The organism is Enterobacter cloacae complex sp. P43RS (assembly GCF_014930585.1).
Classification (GTDB): Bacteria; Pseudomonadota; Gammaproteobacteria; order Enterobacterales; family Enterobacteriaceae; genus Enterobacter; species Enterobacter bugandensis.
In genome coordinates, this window is record NZ_JADBRJ010000003.1 from 153,291 (window position 1) to 169,810 (window position 16,520).

16 protein-coding genes are annotated in these 16,520 nt (G+C 55.0%); 3 read left to right on the plus strand and 13 right to left on the minus strand.

Going from position 1 to position 16,520, the window contains the following annotated elements; all coding sequences use genetic code 11:
* Window positions 1-59: 59 nt before the first annotated feature.
* From dxs to xseB, 3 genes are read right to left on the minus strand one after another with little or no spacing between them, the layout of a single operon-like run.
* Window positions 60-1,922, minus strand: coding sequence for a 1-deoxy-D-xylulose-5-phosphate synthase (gene dxs / locus IM294_RS07735; RefSeq protein WP_126818300.1), 1,863 nt, complete (start codon window positions 1,920-1,922; stop codon window positions 60-62).
* A 24-nt stretch (window positions 1,923-1,946) separates the two neighbouring features.
* Window positions 1,947-2,846, minus strand: a complete 900-nt coding sequence (gene ispA, locus IM294_RS07740; RefSeq protein WP_028012152.1) for a (2E,6E)-farnesyl diphosphate synthase — start codon at window positions 2,844-2,846, stop codon at window positions 1,947-1,949.
* Complete coding sequence (xseB, locus tag IM294_RS07745; RefSeq protein ID WP_003859094.1) at window positions 2,847-3,089, minus strand: exodeoxyribonuclease VII small subunit; 243 nt, start codon at window positions 3,087-3,089, stop codon at window positions 2,847-2,849.
* A 178-nt stretch (window positions 3,090-3,267) separates the two neighbouring features.
* On the opposite strand from xseB, the gene thiI reads away from it, so the two are divergent.
* Window positions 3,268-4,716: a tRNA uracil 4-sulfurtransferase ThiI gene (gene thiI / locus IM294_RS07750; RefSeq protein WP_045259896.1), complete on the plus strand. Its 1,449-nt coding sequence runs from the start codon at window positions 3,268-3,270 to the stop codon at window positions 4,714-4,716.
* 87 nt (window positions 4,717-4,803) lie between these two features.
* Here the strand turns inward: thiI and yajL are convergent, their stop codons facing one another.
* Complete coding sequence (gene yajL / locus IM294_RS07755; RefSeq protein ID WP_045259897.1) at window positions 4,804-5,397, minus strand: protein deglycase YajL; 594 nt, start codon at window positions 5,395-5,397, stop codon at window positions 4,804-4,806.
* Window positions 5,360-6,271, minus strand: a complete 912-nt coding sequence (gene panE, locus IM294_RS07760) for a 2-dehydropantoate 2-reductase (protein ID WP_041911083.1) — start codon at window positions 6,269-6,271, stop codon at window positions 5,360-5,362. The genes yajL and panE overlap by 38 nt, the downstream gene beginning before the upstream one ends.
* A gap of 121 nt (window positions 6,272-6,392) precedes the next feature.
* Here panE and IM294_RS07765 point away from each other — a divergent pair, with 121 nt between their 5' ends.
* The gene (locus IM294_RS07765) at window positions 6,393-6,884 is read left to right on the plus strand and encodes a YajQ family cyclic di-GMP-binding protein (protein WP_023293165.1); all 492 of its coding nucleotides are present in this window, start codon (window positions 6,393-6,395) and stop codon (window positions 6,882-6,884) included.
* A gap of 33 nt (window positions 6,885-6,917) precedes the next feature.
* Here IM294_RS07765 and IM294_RS07770 read toward each other — a convergent pair whose 3' ends face one another.
* The 8 genes from IM294_RS07770 to IM294_RS07805 all read right to left on the minus strand — a co-directional run bounded on the left by IM294_RS07770 (window position 6,918) and on the right by IM294_RS07805 (window position 15,790).
* The gene (locus tag IM294_RS07770) at window positions 6,918-8,279 is read right to left on the minus strand and encodes an MFS transporter (protein WP_045259898.1); all 1,362 of its coding nucleotides are present in this window, start codon (window positions 8,277-8,279) and stop codon (window positions 6,918-6,920) included.
* A gap of 149 nt (window positions 8,280-8,428) precedes the next feature.
* The gene (gene cyoE / locus IM294_RS07775) at window positions 8,429-9,316 is read right to left on the minus strand and encodes a heme o synthase (protein ID WP_003859062.1); all 888 of its coding nucleotides are present in this window, start codon (window positions 9,314-9,316) and stop codon (window positions 8,429-8,431) included.
* Window positions 9,317-9,327: 11 nt separating this feature from the next.
* The gene (locus tag IM294_RS07780; protein WP_006176899.1) at window positions 9,328-9,654 is read right to left on the minus strand and encodes a cytochrome o ubiquinol oxidase subunit IV; all 327 of its coding nucleotides are present in this window, start codon (window positions 9,652-9,654) and stop codon (window positions 9,328-9,330) included.
* The gene (locus tag IM294_RS07785; RefSeq protein WP_003859057.1) at window positions 9,654-10,268 is read right to left on the minus strand and encodes a cytochrome o ubiquinol oxidase subunit III; all 615 of its coding nucleotides are present in this window, start codon (window positions 10,266-10,268) and stop codon (window positions 9,654-9,656) included. Before IM294_RS07785 ends, IM294_RS07780 begins: the two co-directional genes overlap by 1 nt.
* Window positions 10,258-12,249: a cytochrome o ubiquinol oxidase subunit I gene (gene cyoB, locus IM294_RS07790; protein WP_028012157.1), complete on the minus strand. Its 1,992-nt coding sequence runs from the start codon at window positions 12,247-12,249 to the stop codon at window positions 10,258-10,260. Before cyoB ends, IM294_RS07785 begins: the two co-directional genes overlap by 11 nt.
* A 16-nt stretch (window positions 12,250-12,265) precedes the next feature.
* Window positions 12,266-13,213: a cytochrome o ubiquinol oxidase subunit II gene (gene cyoA / locus IM294_RS07795; protein ID WP_008503322.1), complete on the minus strand. Its 948-nt coding sequence runs from the start codon at window positions 13,211-13,213 to the stop codon at window positions 12,266-12,268.
* Between the two features lie 477 nt (window positions 13,214-13,690).
* Entirely contained in the window at window positions 13,691-15,166 is a 1,476-nt protein-coding gene (ampG, locus tag IM294_RS07800) for a muropeptide MFS transporter AmpG (RefSeq protein WP_028012159.1), read from the minus strand.
* A 45-nt stretch (window positions 15,167-15,211) separates the two neighbouring features.
* Complete coding sequence (locus tag IM294_RS07805; RefSeq protein WP_028012160.1) at window positions 15,212-15,790, minus strand: lipoprotein; 579 nt, start codon at window positions 15,788-15,790, stop codon at window positions 15,212-15,214.
* Between the two features lie 306 nt (window positions 15,791-16,096).
* Here IM294_RS07805 and bolA point away from each other — a divergent pair, with 306 nt between their 5' ends.
* Entirely contained in the window at window positions 16,097-16,414 is a 318-nt protein-coding gene (gene bolA / locus IM294_RS07810) for a transcriptional regulator BolA (RefSeq protein ID WP_003859051.1), read from the plus strand.
* The last annotated feature ends 106 nt before the right edge of the window (window positions 16,415-16,520 follow it).

A 16,520-nucleotide genomic window follows, 5' to 3' on the forward strand; every position in this document is an offset into this window, starting at 1 on the left:
TCCGCTCCTGCTGTTTAAACAATACGTTTAAGCATAGCAGGAGCAGAAAAGGGGAGGGATCAGGCCAGCCAGCTGCGGATTCTGGCTTCGATACCGGCGGCGTCCAGGCCGATGTCGGCGCGCGCCTCGTCCTGAGTGCCTTGCGGGATGAAGTGGTCCGGCAGGCCGAGGTTCAGCACCGGAACCAATTTACGGTTCGCCATCAGTACCTCGTTAACGCCGCTGCCCGCGCCACCCATGATGGCGTTCTCTTCCAGCGTGACCAGCACGTCGTGGCTTTCCGCCATGCTCAGAATCAGAGACTCATCGAGCGGCTTCACAAAGCGCATATCCACCAGCGTCGCGTTCAGGGTTTCAGCGACTTTTGCCGCTTCCGGCATCAGCGTACCAAAGTTCAGGATCGCCACTTTTTCGCCGCGACGTTTCACCAGACCTTTACCGATGTCCAGTTTTTCCAGCGGCTGAAGTTCAACACCAAGGGCATTGCCGCGCGGATAACGTACCGCGCAGGGGCCGTCCTGATAGTGGTAGCCGGTATACAGCATCTGACGACACTCGTTTTCGTCGCTTGGCGTCATGATGACCATGTCCGGGATGCAGCGCAGGAAGGAGAGATCAAACGCCCCCTGGTGCGTCTGGCCGTCAGCCCCCACGATGCCCGCGCGATCGATAGCAAACAGCACCGGCAGCTTCTGGATGGCAACGTCATGGATCACCTGGTCGTAGGCGCGCTGCAGGAAGGTGGAGTAAATCGCCACCACCGGCTTGTAACCGCCAATCGCCAGGCCCGCCGCGAAGGTGACCGCGTGCTGCTCGGCAATGGCGACGTCGAAATACTGGTCCGGGTATTTTTTGGAGAACTCGACCATGCCGGAGCCTTCACGCATGGCAGGCGTGACCGCCATCAGCTTGTTATCTTTTGACGCCGTCTCGCACAGCCAGTCGCCAAAGATTTTTGAGTAGCTTGGCATTCCGCCGCTGCTTTTCGGCAGGCAGCCGCTGGTATGGTCGAACTTTGGCACCGCGTGGAAGGTGATCGGATCTTTCTCCGCCGGTTCGTAGCCACGCCCTTTTTTGGTCATGATATGCAGGAACTGCGGGCCTTTCAGGTCGCGCATGTTTTTAAGCGTGGTCACCAGACCCAGCACATCGTGCCCGTCCACCGGGCCGATATAGTTAAAGCCCAGCTCTTCGAACAGCGTGCCCGGCACGACCATGCCTTTGATGTGTTCTTCGGTACGCTTGAGCAGCTCTTTGATCGGCGGCACGCCGGAGAAAACTTTTTTCCCGCCTTCCCGCAGCGATGAGTAAAGCTTGCCGGAAAGCAGCTGCGCCAGATGGTTGTTCAGCGCGCCGACGTTCTCGGAGATCGACATTTCGTTATCGTTGAGGATAACCAGCATGTCCGGCTTGATATCGCCCGCGTGGTTCATGGCTTCAAAAGCCATCCCGGCGGTGATGGCCCCGTCGCCAATCACGCAGACGGTGCGGCGCTGCTTGTTCTCTTTCTCGGCGGCAACGGCAATACCGATGCCCGCAGAAATTGAGGTCGATGAGTGGCCGACGCTCAGCACGTCATACTCGCTCTCACCGCGCCACGGGAACGGGTGCAGGCCGCCTTTCTGACGAATGGTGCCAATTTTATCGCGACGTCCGGTCAGAATTTTGTGCGGATAAGCCTGGTGGCCCACGTCCCAGATAAGCTGATCGAACGGCGTGTTATAGACGTAATGCAACGCCACGGTCAGCTCAACCGTGCCAAGCCCGGAGGCGAAGTGGCCGCTGGAGCGGCTAACGCTGTCGAGCAGGTAACGACGCAGCTCGTCACACAGCTTCGGCAGACTCTCTTTCGGCAACAGACGTAACTCCTGGGTGGAGTCAACTAACGCCAGTGTCGGGTATTTGGCAATATCAAAACTCATCAAAGGCTCATCGAGATATATAGTTTATTTATCACGCTGGATTATATAGTCCGCTAGCGCTTCCAGTGCCGAGGTATCCAGCGATTGCGCGGCCAGCTCATTCAGCGACTGGCGGGCATCGTCAATCAGATCCCGGGCTTTACGTTGGGCTTGCTCAAGACCCAGCAGGGCGGGATAGGTACTTTTGCCAAGCTGCTGGTCCGCACCCTGACGTTTACCCAATGTTGCAGTATCGCCCACCACATCCAGAATGTCATCCTGAACCTGGAATGCCAGACCGATACTTTCTGCGTATCTGTCCAGAATCGGCAGGGCTTTGCGCCCTTGCTCACCCGCGCTCAGCGCGCCCAGGCGAACGGCGGAACGAATAAGCGCGCCCGTCTTATGGCGATGAATACGCTCCAGCTGTTCCAGATTAACCTGACGTCCTTCCGCTTCAAGATCCAGCGCCTGACCGCCGCACATGCCGGCCACGCCGCTGGCCATTGCCAGTTCGGAGATCATCGCCAGGCGGTCGCGGTCGGCCACTTCCGCCATCGGCGCATCGCTCAGAATCGAGAACGCCAGGGTTTGCAGAGCATCGCCCGCCAGAATGGCATTCGCCTCGCCAAACTTAATGTGGCAGGTTGGCTGACCCCGGCGCAGATCGTCGTCGTCCATCGCCGGGAGATCGTCGTGGATCAGCGAGTAGGCATGGATGCACTCCACGGCGGCTGCCGGGGCGTCCAGCGTATTATCGCTGATGCCAAACATGTTGCCCGTGGCATACACCAGGAACGGACGCAGGCGTTTTCCCCCTAAGAGTGCGCCATAGTGCATGGCTTCAACCAGTGGAGTGTTCTGAAAAGGCTGCGGCTCAATAAAACGGCGCAGGGCGTCGTTGGCGCGAACGACGCGCGCCTGAAGCGCGTTGGTAAAATCCATTTACTCGGCGTCCGGTGTGAATGGCGTGGTTTTAGCGTCTTCGCTGTCGGAAAGCAGGATCTGCACACGCTGCTCGGCCTGCTGGAGTTTTACCTGCCCCTGGCGCGCAAGCTGCACACCGCGCTCAAATTCGTTGAGGGCGTCTTCCAGCGGTAAATCGCCGCTCTCGAGGCGGGTAACAATCTGCTCAAGCTCACTCAGCGCAGTTTCAAAACTGGCCGGTGCGTCGTTCTTCTTCGGCATAGTGAATTAACTCTTATATTCTTCGCCCCAACATGGTAACGGACTCGGGGCAATTATCAAATAACGCGAGTGGCGCGATGGTGGTATACTTGCGCGCCTGGATGCAGCCACGGGTGTGGGCTGCTGTATCATTTTCCACTACAAGCCTTTATAGGCTTGCCTAAGAAACATTGCCGCCATGAAGTTTATCATTAAATTGTTCCCTGAAATCACCATCAAAAGCCAATCTGTGCGTTTGCGCTTTATTAAAATTCTCACCGGGAACATTCGTAACGTATTAAAACACTACGACGAAACGCTCGCCGTGGTGCGTCACTGGGACCACGTTGAAGTCCGCGCGAAAGACGAAAGCAAACGCCTTGATATTCGCGACGCGCTGACCCGTATTCCAGGTATTCACCATATTCTGGAAGTGGAAGACGTTCCGTTCAGCGATATGCACGATATCTTCGAAAAGGCGCTGGTACAGTACCGCGATCAGATCGAAGGCAAAACCTTCTGCGTGCGCGTGAAGCGTCGCGGTAAGCACGAGTTCAGCTCGATTGAAGTCGAGCGCTACGTTGGCGGCGGTCTGAACCAGCACGTTGAGACGGCGCGCGTGCGCCTGACTAACCCGGACGTCACCGTTAACCTTGAGATCGAGAACGATCGTCTGCTGCTGGTTAAGGGCCGTTATGAAGGTATTGGTGGTTTCCCGATCGGCACGCAGGAAGATGTGCTGTCGCTGATCTCGGGCGGCTTCGACTCCGGCGTCTCCAGCTATATGCTGATGCGTCGCGGTTGCCGCGTGCACTACTGCTTCTTCAACCTCGGCGGTGCGGCGCATGAGATTGGCGTTCGTCAGGTGGCGCATTACCTGTGGAACCGCTTCGGCAGTTCCCACCGCGTGCGTTTTGTGGCGATCAACTTTGAGCCGGTAGTGGGCGAAATCCTTGAAAAAGTGGATGACGGACAGATGGGCGTGATCCTCAAACGTATGATGGTGCGCGCGGCGTCCAAAGTCGCCGAGCGCTATGGCGTGCAGGCGCTGGTCACCGGCGAAGCGCTGGGCCAGGTCTCCAGCCAGACGCTGACCAACCTGCGTCTGATCGACAACGTATCAGATACGCTGATCCTGCGTCCGCTGATCTCCCACGATAAAGAGCACATCATCGACCTGGCGCGCGAAATCGGCACCGAAGACTTTGCCCGCACCATGCCGGAATACTGCGGCGTGATCTCAAAAAGCCCGACCGTCAAGGCAGTGAAGGCGAAGATCGAAGCGGAAGAAGAGAACTTCGATTTCAGCATCCTGGAAAGAGTGGTGGCAGAAGCGTCCAACATCGACATCCGCGAGATTGCCCAGCAGACCGAGCAGGAAGTGGTTGAAGTCGAAACCGTGAGCGGTTTCGGTGCGAACGATGCGATTCTGGATATCCGCTCCATCGACGAGCAGGATGACAAGCCGCTGAAGGTTGAAGGCGTGGAGGTGGTTTCTCTGCCGTTCTACAAGCTGAGCACTAAGTTTGGCGACCTCGATCAGAGCAAAACGTATCTGCTGTGGTGTGAGCGCGGGGTGATGAGCCGCCTGCAGGCGCTGTACCTGCGCGAGCAGGGATTCGCGAATGTGAAGGTGTATCGTCCGTAGCGTGCGGCCTGGTGCCCTCACATTAAAAACGGCAACCAAAGGTTGCCGTTTTGCTTTTACCTCGCGCCACCCGGCTTTTTTTATGCACTACTCTTCATAGTAATTATAAATCCCCGCCGGCATCACCAGCGACGACGCCACTTCGTAGGCCTTCTCCCGCCCGACCAGCAGATCAATAATCTTTAAGCCAAAATCAATCGCGGTGCCGGGTCCCTGGCTGGTCAGCAGATTGACGCGCGGATCCCAGACGACGCGTTTATCCACCCAATGCTCTTCCGGGATCGTATCCTTAAGCCCCGGGAAGCCGGTCATATTGCCGATAGGGAAGATGTCGTGCGGAATCAGAACCGTTCCAGCGGCGGCACAGATTGCCGCGACGATACGGCCGGACAGATGAAACTGACGCACGGTTTCAACCAGCAGCGGGCTGTCGCGGAAACATTCCGCGCCTTTTAAGCCGCCGGGCAGGACGATGATGTCGTAATCGCCGTCAGCAACCTGTACAAGCGGTGCGTCTGCCAGGATTTTCACCCCTCGTGAACAGGTGATTGCCAGATTGCCGTCGCTGGCTACGCTGGCGGTTGTTACCTTAATGCCGCCACGTACCAGTAAATCAATGGTGGTGACCGCTTCCATCTCTTCGCTACCAGGAGCGAGGCAAATCAGTGCCGACGCGCTCATATTCACTCTCCTTACGTTTAACCAGGTCATACAGACGGGCGTTTTCCGGCACGGCGATGCCGTGCGAGCGGGCGCGCTTTAGCAGATAGCCGGTAATGTAATCTATCTCCGTATGGCGTAATGCCCGAACGTCCTGCAGCATCGAGGAGATGTTCTCAGCCGTACTCTCAATAACCTGCTCGACATAACAGCGTAAATCCTCTGCTGAGGTGTGCAGGCCTTCTCGCTCAATGACCGACGCGACTTCTGCACACAGGGACGCCACCTCCTGCGGATGGTTTTTCAGTTCCCCGTTCGGGCAGTTCCACAGCGCCGTCAGCGGATTGATCACGCAGTTAACGGCCAGCTTGCGCCACAGCTGAGGGCGGATGTTGTTGTGCCAGGCGACGTCCGGCAAGACCTTTTGCAGAACATCGGCCAGATAGCTGTAGTCGCCATCCTGTGTTCTGGCCGGGCCGATGTGCGTCACGCCGCTGGCGACATGCACGATAATAGTCCCGTCGCGACGCGCTGCGTGGGTGGTGGTCGCCATCAGCAGAGGCTGCGGGACGCTTTTCAGCTCATCAAGGGTTCCCATACCGTTATGCAGCAGCAGAATGGGGGACGTGGGGGGGAGCTGCGCGGCCAGAGTCTTAACCGCATCTGAGACCTGCCACGCCTTGAGCGTCACCAGCAACAGGTCGCTTTGCGCCAGGAAATCAGGATCGTTCGCGGTGAGGGATTCGTTAAAAATGCTTCCGTCTTCACCAATCAGGTTGACACTGCAATAGGGCTGGGGCACGCGCAGCCAGCCCTGAACCTCATGTCCGTGCTTGCACAGCGCGGTCAGCCACAGCTGGCCGAGCGCTCCGCATCCGAGCACCGTAATTTTCATTGTTCCTCCTCACCTGCAACTGCGCCAGGTGTTACAGCTTAATTATACAGCTAAGCTTCTGTTGAGTTATGCCTCGTAGCGGGTATTATGCAACGCAACAAAAGTGAAGGGAGAAGAAAAGATGCCATCTTTCGATATTGTTTCCGAAGTTGATATCCAGGAAGTTCGCAACGGCGTTGAGAACGCAACCCGCGAAGTTGAGTCACGTTTCGATTTTCGCGGCGTTGAGGCGTCGTTTGAGCTGAACGACGCAAATAAGACCATTAAGGTGCTGAGCGAGTCTGATTTCCAGGTGAATCAGCTGCTCGACATTCTGCGCGCCAAGCTGTTAAAACGTGGCATCGAAGGAACGTCTCTGGACGTGCCGGACGAGTTTGTCCACAGCGGTAAGAACTGGTTTGTAGAAGCCAAACTGAAGCAGGGCATCGAGAGCGCGGTGCAGAAGAAGATCGTTAAGCTGATTAAAGACAGCAAGCTGAAGGTGCAGGCGCAGATCCAGGGCGAAGAAATTCGCGTAACCGGAAAATCTCGCGACGACCTGCAGTCCGTGATGGCGCTGGTGCGCGGCGGGGATTTGGGACAGCCGTTCCAGTTTAAAAACTTCCGCGATTAAGACAAAAAAAGCCCGGTTTAACCGGGCTTTTTTTCAGGCCTTCAACGCCTGCTCCACCTCAAAGCGGTTGGTCACTTTGCTGTCAATTTTGACATAAGCGCTGCGCTCTTCGGGAACAATCAGCACCTCTGTGACCCCTTCTTTTCCTTCCAGACGCTGCTTCAGCGCGTCGCTAATCTCCACGTCATCCGGGATTTCTACCCGCAGGCTGCTCACGTAGCGTGGCTCTTTCATGGTGCTGGCGACCAGCAGCCAGACTGTTGCCAGCAGCGCGCCCGCGAGAAACACGGTTTGTGAATCAAACAGGCCGTCGACCCAGCCGCCAAGCGAGCCGCCGATCGCCACGCCGAGGAACTGGCTGGTGGAGTAAATGCCCATTGCCGTGCCTTTGTAACCGGCGGGGGACTCTTTGCTGATCAGCGACGGCAGCAGCGCTTCCATCAGATTAAACGCCAGGAAGAAGAGCTGCACGCCTGCGATCAGCTCCCAGAAGTGCGGGCCGGCACCCCACAGCACGATCTCGGCAATCAGCAGTAACGCCACGCAGCCCACGAAGACGCGCTTCATTTTGCGCTTCACTTCGGCGTAGATGATGAACGGCACGACAGAGACAAACGAAATCAGCATCGTGACCAGATAAATTTTCCAGTGCTCTGCCGCCGGGAAACCTGCTGCGGCAAGCTGGCCGGGCAGGGCGACGAAGGTGGACATCAGCAGAATATGCAGGCACATAATGCCGAAGTTAAGCTTTAGCAGACGCGGCTCGGCGATGACTTTGCTAAAGCAGCCTTTAACCATCCCGGATTCACGGTTAAGGACATGATTTTTACTGTCTGGCACAACCCACAGGGTGAGTGCGATCCCAATAGTCGCCAGCACCGCAATCATCCAGAACAGGGCGTGCAGACCCAGTTTGTGCGTAATGATGGGACCGAGCACCATCGCAATCGCAAACGTCACGCCAAAGCTCACGCCGATGAACGCCATCGCTTTGGTACGGTTTTGCTCGCGTGTCAGGTCAGAAAGCAGCGCCATCACCGCTGCGGCAATCGCCCCGGAGCCCTGCAGGGCGCGGCCCAAAATAATGCCCCAGATGGAGTGGGAGAGGGCGGCAATAACGCTCCCGAGCACAAAGACCAGCAGCCCGCCGACAATCAGCGGCTTGCGGCCCACCCGATCAGAAAGCAGGCCAAAGGGGATCTGGAACACCGCCTGCGCCAGACCGTAAATGCCAATAGCAAGACCAATCAGCGCTTCGCTAGCACCCTGTAACGCCATGCCGTACGTGGTCAGAACGGGCAGGACCATAAACATGCCAAGCATCCGCAGCGAGAAAACAGTCCCTAAACCCCAGGTCGCACGCAGCTCGCCCGGCGTCATTTTATAATCGTTCATTACCACCTCAGTTCAAAAGCAGGCCATAGTGTAGTGCGGGGAAGGGGCGGGGTAAATAAAGGCTTATTTAACAAATATTACATGCGTAATTAATAGATTTCATGAATAAAAAAAGGGTGCCGAAGCACCCTTTTCATCATCACATAAACTTACCAGACGTAAGTCAGCAGGTTTTGCGAGTCCGGCACCATGAAGTCTACGGACATCATCACGGACAGGGAGGTGATGGCGACAATCGAGAACACAAACAGCTTGCGTGCCCAGACTTTGTCATCTTCCACCTTGTAGCCGCGCAGGGCCATGCCGAGCCACCAGACGCTCACCGCGGCCGCTACCACCAGATATTTATATCCGGCGTAACCACCCAGAGAGAGCATCAGCGTTGCCACGGCAAAAGCGATGATGTAGAGCGTGATGTGGTTCTTGGCAACTGAAATGCCCTTCACGACCGGCAGAACCGGAATGTTCGCCGCCTGATAATCCTTGAAGCGGAAAATCGCGATGGCATAGGAGTGCGGCATCTGCCACAGGCTAAAGATAGCCAGCAGGATGAGCGCACCGCTGTCGAACTCGTTCGTGACGGCGCAGTAGCCAATCACCGGCGGCGCAGCGCCGGAGAGAGAACCAATCAGCGTGCCGTAGACGGAGTGACGCTTCATATACAGGCTGTAGACACCTACATACACCACGAACCCCATCACCCCCAGCCAGCAGGCCAGCGGGTTAGCACCAAACCACAGCAGCATAAAGCCAGCAATACCCAGCAAGGTGGCGTACACCAGCGAGACGGAAGGGGCAATCAGGCCTTTAACCAGCACCCGATTCTTGGTCCTTTCCATCTTCTTGTCGATATCCATGTCGATGTAGTTGTTAAATACACAACCGGACGCAACCACCAGTGACACACCGACCAGCGTGTAAATAAAGAGGGTGTAATCAATGCTGCCTTTAGAGGCCAGCAGGAACCCTCCGATTACGGAGATCAGGTTGCCAAAGATGATGCCTGGTTTCGTGACTTGCAGGTATTGCTTAAACATACTCGCCGCTCTTAGTGAACCATCATGTTGTAGTTGAGGTTCCACATAATCCAGATGGAACCGACTACCAGGATAGCGATGATAATCACGGTAAAGATAAAGGCAGTCATATTCCAGCCTTCATCGGACTTGGTGTTCATGTGCAGGAAGCAAACCAGATGCACCAGAATCTGAATCACCGCGGTCACCAGGATTGCTCCCAGGATAACCGGCTTGGACGCAGAACCGCTCATCACCATCCAGAACGGGATCACCGTCAGGATGATCGACAGGATGAAACCTGTCATGTAGGTTTTTACGCTGCCGTGGGAAGCGCCATGATCGTTAGAATGACTCATTACATCGCCCCCATCAGATAGACAACAGAGAACACGCAGATCCATACCACGTCCAGGAAGTGCCAGAACAGGCTCAGGCACATGATACGGGTACGGTTAGTGCTGGTCAGGCCGCGGCGGGAGATCTGGAACATCAGTACTGCCATCCAGATCAGACCCGAGGTCACGTGCAGACCGTGGGTGCCTACCAGCGCGAAGAACGCTGACAGGAAGCCGCTACGATCCGGGCCGAAACCTTCCATGATCAGGTGATGGAATTCATAGATTTCCATCCCGATAAAGCCAGCACCAAACAGCCAGGTCAACGCCAGCCAGGAGACAACCTGGCTCTTGTTGTTTTTGTACATGGCGATAGCCGCCATGCCGTAGGTGATGGAGCTGAATAACAGCAGTGCGGTTTCAACCAGAACGAACGGCAGTTCAAAAATGTCCTTGCCGGTCGGGCCGCCCGCTGTGCCGTTCACCAGAACGGCATAGGTCGCGAACAGACAGCAGAACAGAATGCAGTCGCTCATCAGGTAGATCCAGAAACCGAAGACTTTGGTCGGTCCTGTATCATGGTGCGCATGTTCATGCGCGTGGGCAGTTGAGTGCGCCAGAGTATCAGTTGCCATTTTTCAGCCCCGCTTTAGAAATCTCGTCGAAATGCTGATTTTCCAGCTTTTCAACTTCACGGACTGGTACGTAGTAGTCCACGTCCTCGTCAAAGCTCTTCACAATCCAGCTGATTACGATGCCAGCGAAGCCAACAATCGCCATCCACCAGATGTGCCAGATCATTGCGAAACCAAATACCGTTGCGAAAGCGGCAATCACGATGCCCGCAGCGCTGTTTTTCGGCATATGGATCTCTTCGTAATGCTCAGGTTGCTTGTACGCTTCACCTTTTTCTTTCATTTCCCAGAATGCATCACGCTCGTGAATGTGCGGCACTACGGCAAAGTTATAGAACGGTGGTGGAGAAGAGGTTGCCCACTCCAGCGTACGGCCACCCCATGGGTCACCGGTCAGGTCGCGGTTCAGATTACGGTCGCGGATGGACACGTAGTACTGAATCAGCTGGCACAGAATACCGCAGGCAATCAGCGCTGCACCGCCCGCTGCAACCATCAGCATTGGGTGGAACTGCGGATCGATCTGCTGGCTCAGACGACGGGTCATACCCATGAAGCCCAGCACGTACAGCGGCATAAACGCCACGAAGAAGCCAATGATCCAGAACCAGAACGCGCGTTTACCCCAGGTTTCGTTCAGCGTGAAGCCAAACGCCTTAGGCCACCAGTAAGTCACACCTGCGAAGCAGCCGAAGACCACGCCGCCGATGATAACGTTATGGAAGTGCGCAATCAGGAACAGGCTGTTGTGCAGAACGAAGTCAGCACCTGGCACCGCCAGCAGTACGCCGGTCATCCCACCTACGGAGAAGGTCACGATGAAGCCGATGGTCCACAGCATTGCTGAGTGGAACACGATACGGCCCTGGTACATGGTGAACAGCCAGTTGAAGATCTTCACCCCGGTAGGGATGGCGATAATCATGGTGGTGATACCGAAGAAGGCGTTTACGTTCGCGCCCGCACCCATGGTAAAGAAGTGGTGCAGCCAAACGATGAACGACAGAACGGTAATACACACGGTTGCCCACACCAGAGAGGTGTAACCAAACAGACGCTTACGCGAGAAGGTTGCCGCGATTTCGGAGAACACACCGAAGACAGGCAGAACCAGAATGTACACTTCCGGGTGACCCCAGGCCCAAATCAGGTTGATGTACATCATCATGTTGCCACCCATATCATTCGTGAAGAAATGGGTGCCCAGGTAGCGGTCCAGGGTCAGCAGCGCAATGGTGACGGTCAGAATTGGGAACGACGCGATAATCAGTACGTTGGCGCACAGAGATGCCCAGGTAAATACCGGCATCTTGAACATCGTCATACCTGGTGCACGCATCTTCAGGATGGTCACGAAGAAGTTGATACCGGTCAGGGTGGTACCGACACCGGAGAGCTGAAGCGCCCAAATCCAGTAGTCAACGCCTACACCCGGACTGTACTCAATTCCCGAAAGCGGTGGGTAAGCCAGCCAGCCGGTCTGTGCGAATTCGCCCACGCCCAGTGACAGGTTAACCAGGATAACGCCGACAACCGTGAACCAGAAGCTCAGGTTGTTCAGGAACGGGAACGCTACGTCGCGCGCGCCAATTTGCAGCGGAACGACAACGTTCATCAGACCGATTACCAGCGGCATCGCCACGAAGAAGATCATGATAACGCCGTGGGCGGTAAAGATCTGATCGTAGTGGTGCGGTGGCAGGAAGCCGGCTTCGCCCGCAGACGCGAGTGCCTGCTGGCTACGCATCATGATTGCATCCGCAAAGCCACGAATTAACATGACGATACCGACGATGCAGTACATGATACCGAGTTTTTTGTGGTCAACCGAAGTCAGCCACTCATTCCACAGGTAGCTCCACTTACCGAAGTAAGTGATCAGGCCAACTAAGGCCGCGCCACCAATGATAATTGCAGCCACCGTAACCATGATAATCGGTTCATGGTAGGGCACTGCATCCAGTGTCAATTTTCCGAACATTTTCTTCCTCGGCCCCTTAGTGAGCGGTTTCCGCGTGGCTCATGTCCATGCCTTCCATACCTTCGTGCGCGCTGTGCTCGCCTTCTGGCTGGGTCATGTCCATGCTCTTGCCGTGATCCATAAATTTGCCAATAACGTCTTTGAACAAATCTGGTTTCACGTTAGAGAAGTACTCCACCTTGTTGTATTCGCTAGGTGCAGCCACTTTTTCGAACGCCGCCATGTCAGACATGGTGTTTGGAGACTGCTTCGCTTTTTCAACCCACTGGTCGAAAGCGGCACGGTCCGGCGTCGCAATAGCTTTGAACTTCATACCTGAGAAGCCCGGGCCGCTATAGCTGGCGGAGATACCATCGTAGGTGCCTGCTTCATTCGCGATCAGATGCAGGTTCGTCTGCATACCGGCCATCGCGTAAATCTGGCTACCCAGACGCGGGATGAAGAAGGAGTTCATTACGGAGTTGGAGGTCACTTTGAACTGAACCGGAGTGTTCGCCGGGAAGGCGATTTCATTCACGGTAGCAATGCCCTGCTCTGGATAGATGAAGAACCATTTCCAGTCCATGGAGACCACTTCAATGGTAATAGGTTTTTCATCGTGAACCAGCGGCTTGCTTGGCTCAAGTGCGTGAGTGGTTTTCCAGGTCAGCACGGCAAGGAACAGGATGATCAGGATAGGTACCGTCCAGACCACAGCTTCAACTTTGTTGGAGTGTGACCAGTTCGGGCTATACTTCGCATCTTTATTGCTCGCACGATACTTCCAGGCGAAACCAACAGCCATCAAAATGGCAGGAATAACCACAATCAACATCAGGCCAAAAGCCGTCAATATCAGTGAACGTTGTTCCAGTCCAATCTGTCCTTTGGGGTCTAGTAGTGCAGAATCACAGCCACTGAGTAATACAGTACCTGCGAATAATGACAACCATCCCAAACTTTTATTGTATTTCCTGAGTCTCATTTAACGACCTCAATTCCACGGGAGTCTGGTGGCGTTTAAAGTGTGCGGGCATTTTACGGGAAGGTTACATTACTGTAAACATCATTAGGCCTGTGTCAGGAAGGTGTTACCGGGTTCTGCCGCACGTGTCACAAGTGTTGCAGATTATGTCGGTTTTTATGACCGAAGCCGCATGATATGGGCTTTATAACGAAAGGACCCCCAAGCATACCCTAAAAGGGGCAATTGGTATAACCATTGTTAAAAATATACAAAAAATTAACAATTAATTATCAATAAAAAGACATCTAAAAAACGAAAAATCAAACTTTCCAATGCTGAATCGTTTAATGAAAAATAGCGTTTTGGAATTGGCTCCAATAATTTCCAAATCCTATCCCGCACAAAACAACAAATATTTTTTTAGCGGCTGTTGGCTATTTCACCGTTATAATTTCGGTTAGTGATTACAACGGGAAATAACCTTTCACTTTTTCTTCAGGTCATCTGCGTTTTACGCAATGCCATAAAATCGAGCAGACCGCCCGTCAGGATCCCGGCGATGGCCAGCAGGGCTCCTGCATCCAGCAGAAGAGCTTCGAGGGGGAGCGCCAGAGACGTACTGGCATTAACGATAAGTACCACAAGCCATAGCGCCAGCGCGCCGCAGCCCGCCATTAGCAGACGTAACGCAAATCGGTAGGCGCGGTGATATTCAGTACGCGGCATAAAGTGTTCGGTCCGCTGGGTATATTCCAGGGTCTGGCGACACACCAGCAATAATAAAATCCCCGGCACGGCAGCCGCGACCGAGAAGAGATAAAACGTTGGCCAGCCGTGGGCTTCTACAAACCAGCCGGCAATCGGACCTACGTACACGCGGCCAACGGCCGAGAGTGCCGAGAGCAGCGCAAACTGCGTGGCGGAAAACGATTTATTGCACAGAGTCATCAGCAGGGCGACAAACGCCGCCGTCCCCATGCCGCCACAGAGATTTTCAAAGAACACCGCCGCGGCCATGCTGAACATATGCTTGTCAGTCACCGACAGCAGCCAGTAGCCCGCGTTAGATGCGCCCTGCAGGATGCCGAAGATCAGCAGCGCGCGGAACAGCGTCAGGCGCTGCATCAATACGCCGCCATAAAGCGCACCGACGATGGTCGCAAACAGCCCCAGCGTTTTATTCACCACGCCCACTTCACCGGCATCAAAACCGACGCCGCGGATCAGGAAGGTGGTGGTCAGGCTCATGGCAAAGGCATCACCCAGCTTATAAAGGACGATGAGCAGCAGGATCAGCCAGGCATTGTTGCGGCCAAAAAAGTCGCGCAGCGGTTCGGCCACGGCCTGCTCCAGCGAGCGGGGAACCGGAATGACGTCGCTCGGTTCGGGGGCAAATAGCGTAGCGATAATGCAGGGGATGAGCAGGGCAGCCATCAGCCAGTACATACCCTGCCAGCCGAGATAACGGTCGGCCAGCCACAACGCCAGCCCGCCGGAGACCAGCATCCCGAGGCGATAGCCCAGCACGCTGATCGCCGCACCGGCACCGCGCTCTTCCGCAGGTAACACGTCCGTCTTCCAGGCGTCGAACACGATATCCTGAGAGGCGGAACAGAAGGCTATCACCACCGCAAGCGCGGCCATCCAGCGGAGCTGTGTGGTCGGCTCAAGAAAGCCCATCGCCGCAATCGCCAGCAGCAGCAGGACCTGTGTCATCACTAACCAGCCGCGACGACGCCCCAGAAACGGCGGCGTATAGCGATCCATCACCGGCGACCACAGGAACTTAAAGACATACGCCTGACCGACAAGCGAGAAGAAACCAATGGTTTTGAGATCGATGTTCTCAACCGTCATCCACGCCTGAAGCGTGCCGGAGGTGAGCGCGAGGGGTAAACCGGAGGCAAAGCCGAGGATCAGCAGAATCGCTGATTTCGGTTGCTGGAAAATGCGTAAGTAGTGACTGGACATGTTCTTATGAACTGACCCGGTGAAGCACCGGGTCAGTGAGCAGGATTAACGTGCGTTCTGCTTGATAAAGTCGTGAATGCTGGTGTCCTGCGCCATATCGGCGATGGTGTCCGTCAGCACGCTGTTAACGGCGTTAGCAATATTCTTGTTAGAGGCCTGGAATGCGCCTTCAACAGAGTAGCTGGCGCGGTAGTTTTTGGTCATCTTGTTGCCGTTCTTCGCGGTGGCAATGATGGCGATATCCGCTTTGGTCGCAATGTTGTAACGCACGTTGCCCTGAGAGACGTCTGCGTACAGGTTGTTGACGATAATCTGCAGATCAACCGCGCCGCTTGGGCCAATCATGTAGCCGCGAGCGGTCATTTGCTTCTCAAGCACTTCCTGCAGCAGGAAGCGCAGGTCGCGGGACGCGGTCAGCGTCACCTGCTGGTTGTCGCGGGTCACTTTTGCCAGCGCCTGGTCCTGACGCTGATCGGCACCGTTAATGCTCACGGTGACGCCCATCAGGCTTGGGTCCTGCTGAGGCAGGGTGATTTTTGGTGAGACATCAATAGTGGTAGGCGGAGTCGCACAGCCTGCCAGCATAAAAAGGGCTACCAACGGAAAGAAGAGTTTTTTAAACATTTTCAGGTTCTCAACGAATCGTAAGCATTAAAGAGAGAAAAATTGCCGCCATCATATCATCGACTACGGCCAGGGGAAGTGGTCAACGCATGTAAATTCATCGTCTTGTCTGAAAACTGACCAGCTCATCCTTTTTCTCCTCCCGCCAGAGACGACAGGTATGAGTCTCACAGTGAACTTCATGCATTTGAATGAGAAAATCAGACGAAAGCTAAATATTTGTTGTCAAGGTGTAATGGAAACGGTAAAAGCGGCTAACATTTAAAGGGATGGGTGACATCTTAGCGTTGTCGGAGGAGTAATTTCATGATGATACGTGAACAGATAGAAGAAAAATTAAGGGCAGCGTTCAACCCTGTGTTCCTCGAAGTCGTCGACGAAAGCTATCGTCATAACGTGCCGGCAGGTTCTGAAAGCCACTTTAAAGTGGTTCTGGTTAGCGATCGCTTCACGGGAGAACGTTTCCTGAACCGACATCGCCTGATCTACAGCACCTTGACGGAAGAACTCTCCACGACCGTGCATGCGCTGGCACTGCATACCTACACTATTAAGGAATGGGAAGGCTTGCAGGATACGGTTTTTGCGTCGCCGCCGTGTCGCGGTGCAGGCACCATCGCCTGATAAATCGGATTTGCAACGGCTGGAGCTTTTCCAGTATGTTGCTTACAGATTTCCTCAAAACGGCCTCCGGGCCGTTTTGTTTTGTCTGAGTTTTGAGCGGATGGTG